Annotated in this window: 2 protein-coding genes; both read left to right on the plus strand. The window is 69.8% G+C overall.

Annotated features, from left to right (window positions below; genetic code table 11):
* Positions 1-168: 168 nt before the first annotated feature.
* On the plus strand, positions 169-1299 hold the full coding sequence (gene dnaJ, locus FL311_RS41840; protein ID WP_046710873.1) for a molecular chaperone DnaJ: 1131 nt from the start codon (positions 169-171) through the stop codon (positions 1297-1299).
* A gap of 248 nt (positions 1300-1547) precedes the next feature.
* Positions 1548-3716: a penicillin-binding protein activator gene (locus FL311_RS41845; RefSeq protein WP_174816636.1), complete on the plus strand. Its 2169-nt coding sequence runs from the start codon at positions 1548-1550 to the stop codon at positions 3714-3716.
* Positions 3717-3731: the final 15 nt, after the last annotated feature.

Genomic DNA, 3731 nt, shown 5'->3' on the forward strand with positions numbered 1-3731 from the left:
GCCCCAACCCAAGGCTCGACGCCCTCTTTTCGCCGCCCGGCGGGCCCCACGGCCCCCGGGCGGCCCTCGTTTCCGCCCCCTGGATTGCTGGCGCGTTCGGCTGCGTTATAGTGACTCAGAGTTTTTCGCTGAGTCAAAAAGTCCAGCAAATTCCAGGGGTTGAAGCGAATGCCAGCGGCGGCGGGACAGAAACGCGACTACTACGAGGTCTTGGGTGTGGCCAAGACCGTCTCCGCGCAGGAGCTCAAGAGCGCGTTTCGCAAGGTGGCGCTCCAGTACCACCCGGATCGCAACCCGGGGAACAACGAGGCCGAGGAGAAGTTCAAGGAGGCCTCGGAAGCCTACGAGGTGCTCAGCGACCCTGACCGGCGGGCGAAGTACGACCGCTTCGGGCACTCGGGCAACCCCTTCGAGGGCTTCGGCGGCGCGGGCGGCGGGTTCCAGGGCGTCAACATCAACGACATCTTCGGCGAGATTTTCGGCGACATCTTCGGCGGTGGCCGGGGTGGCGGACGCCGCACCAGCTCGCGTGGCGCGGACCTGCGCTACAACCTGGAGATCACCTTCGAGGAGGCCGCGTTCGGCAGCCGGCCCAAGGTGACGATTCCCCGGCCGAAGAAGTGCGAGACGTGCAGCGGCTCGGGCAGCAAGAGCGGCGCGGGTCCGCGGCCTTGCGGCACCTGCGGCGGCAACGGCGAGCTGCGCTACACCCAGGGCTTCTTCGCGGTGTCGCGGCCGTGCGGTGACTGCGGCGGCACGGGCGCGGTGGTGCCGGACCCGTGCGCGCGCTGCAAGGGCTCGGGCAAGACGCCGTCCGAAGAGGTCATCGAGGTGGCCATCCCCGCGGGCGTGGACAACGGCACGCGCGTGCGGCTGACCGGCATGGGCGAGCCCGGCGACAGGGGCGGTCCTCCGGGCGACCTCTACGTCACCGTCATCGTCAAGGAGCACCCGCTCTTCCAGCGCGAGGAGTACGAGGTCTTCTGCGAGGTGCCCATCTCCTTCACCCACGCGGCGCTGGGCGCGAAGATCGACGTCCCCACGCTCGACGGGAAGGTGAAGATGACCATCCCGGCCGGCACCCAATCCGGAAAAGTCTTCAGGCTCAAGGCCAAGGGCATCCCCCACCTGCACAGCCAGCAGCGCGGAGACCAGCACGTGCGCGTGGTGGTGGAGACGCCCACGGAGCTGTCCTCCAAGCAGCGCGACCTGCTCGAGAAGCTCGCGGAGCTGTCGGGCGAGGAGTCCCATCCCCAGTCGAAGAGCTTCTTCGCCAAGGTGAAGGAGCTGTTCGGCTGACACGGCGAGGCCGGACCTCCCGTGTCCGGCCGGCCGCTCCACGAGGGGGCCCGGGAATCCATGGAGCGCGGCCCCCGGGCCGCGTGGGCGTGGTCCCGGCGCCGCGCCAACGTGAGGAAGTCAACGCGCCACGGGGCGCGGGCCCCCACGGGCATGAAGGGTGCAGCAGGGGAGGGGTTCCGCGAGGAATCTTCTCCCCGCTCCGTTGTCGACGGAGGCGCGTCGCCGCTGCTATGCACCCCACTGCCATGGAAGTCCTGCCTACCTTGCGCCGCTCGCTCATCGTCGCGCTGGCCCTGCTGCTGACGGCCTGTCCTCGTACCTCCCGCACTCCGTCCGGTGGCACCACGGGCGAGGACGTGCCCACGGGGGACCCGTTCCCGAAGAAGCCCGCCATCGAGGTGCGCAAGGACGCGTCCGCGGACGCGGCGCTCGCCCAGGCGCGGCAGACGGCCCAGGCCACGCCGGACAAGAAGCAGGCCGCGGAGGCCTACCTGTCCGTGCGCAAGGCGTACCCGGCGACGACGGCGGGCCAGGACGCGCTCTACCAGGCGGGTGTCCTGTTCTTCGAGTCCAAGGACTACGTCAACGCGCGCAAGTCCTTCAACGAGCTGCTCTTCGAGAACCCGCTCTACACCCAGGCCGAGGACGCCAAGCGCAAGCTGGCGCTGTCCGCCATGGAGGTGGGCGCGTACCGGGACGCGTACCAGACGCTGTCGAGCCTCGCCGAGCGCGCCGAGGGCGCCGAGAAGGAGCAACTGCTGCGTGACGCGGCGCGCGCCGCCGAGGGCGCGGGCCTGTACGGCCAGTCGCTGACGATGGCGGTGGAGGAGGCGGGGCAGGCGAAGACGCAGGCGGAGCGTGACGCCGCGGTGGCCCGGGTGGAGGCGCTGGTGGAGGGCCGCGCGGACTTCGTGGACATCGCGCGCGTGGCGGACGGGCTGTCGCCGTCCAACCCGGCCTGGCCCGTGCTCACCTTCAAGCTGGCGCGCGTCTACTACCACCTGCGCGAGTGGAACCGGCTGGAGGAGACGCTCAACCGCTTCCTGGCGGAGGCGCCTGGCAGCCCGTTCGCGCCCCAGGCCCGGGAGCTGCTGGCGCGCGCCACGCGGCGCGTGGAGGCCAAGCCCCGCACGGTGGGCGTGCTGCTGCCCATGACGGGCCGCTACCAGCCCATCGGCGAGGCGGTGCTGCGCGGCATCCAGCTGGGCCTGGAGGGCAGCGACATCGAGCTGGTGGTGAAGGACACGCAGGGCGACGTGAACAAGACGGGCCAGGCGATGGAGCAGCTCGCCTTCGACGACGGCGCCATCGCGGTGCTGGGGCCGGTGCTCGCGGACGACTCCAAGCGCGCGGCGCTGGTGGCCGAGGAGCTCCAGGTGCCGCTGCTCACCATGACGCGGCAGGATGGCGTCACGGACCTGGGCGCGTACGTGTTCCGCAACATGCTGACCAACGCCGCGCAGGCCAACGCCGTCGCGGACTACGCCATCAACGTGAAGGGCTACAAGAAGTTCGCCCTGCTGTACCCGAACATCCCGTACGGCGTGGAGCTGGCGAACGAGTTCTGGGACCAGGTGGTGGACCAGGGCGGCGTGGTGCGCGGCGCGGAGCGCTACTCGCATGACCAGACGACGTTCACCCAGGAGGCCAAGAAGCTGGTGGGCCGCTACTACCTGGAGGACCGCGGCGACTACGTCGAGGGCGTGCGCGACCTGCAGGGTGAGAACCTGGACGCCTTCCGCCGCCGCAAGGCGCTGGAGAAGGTGAAGAGCGGCGTCGAGCCCATCATCGACTTCGAGGCCATCTTCATGCCGGACGACTGGCGGCGGGTGAGCCTGGTGGCCCCGGCGCTGGCGGTGGAGGACATCGTCACCAACGCGTGCGACCCGCGCGATTTGGAGCGCATCCGCAAGACGACGGGCAAGAAGGAGCTGAAGACGGTGACGCTCTTCGGCGCCAACCAGTGGAGCAGCCCCAAGGGGCGCTCGGGGCTGCCGGAGCTCATCGAGCGCGGCGGCAAGTTCGTCACCTGCTCGGTGTACGTGGACGGCTTCTTCGTGGACTCGCAGCGGCCGGCCACGCGCAACTTCGTGCGCAAGTACCGCGAGTCGTACAAGCAGGAGACGGGCAAGGACCCTGGCCTCTTGGAGGCCATCGGCTACGACTCCGGCCGCATGCTCCGCCAGCTGGTGGAGAAGAAGGAGGGCGCTCCGCGCACGCGCGCGCAGATGCGTGAGTCGCTCGCCAACCTGAAGGACTTCGACGGCGCCACGGGCCGCACCTCGTTCAACGACAAGCGCGAGGCCGTCAAGCAGCTCTTCCTCCTGTCCATCGACAACAAGGGCGTCACCGAAATCAACGTGGACAAGGAGCGCGAGAAGGCGGCCTCCGCGACGGGAGGCTCGGGTTCATGAGGGGTGGGGTGGGGC

Origin of the sequence: Myxococcus sp. AB025B (genome assembly GCF_006518215.1) — a bacterium.
Lineage (GTDB): Bacteria > Myxococcota > Myxococcia > Myxococcales > Myxococcaceae > Myxococcus > Myxococcus fulvus.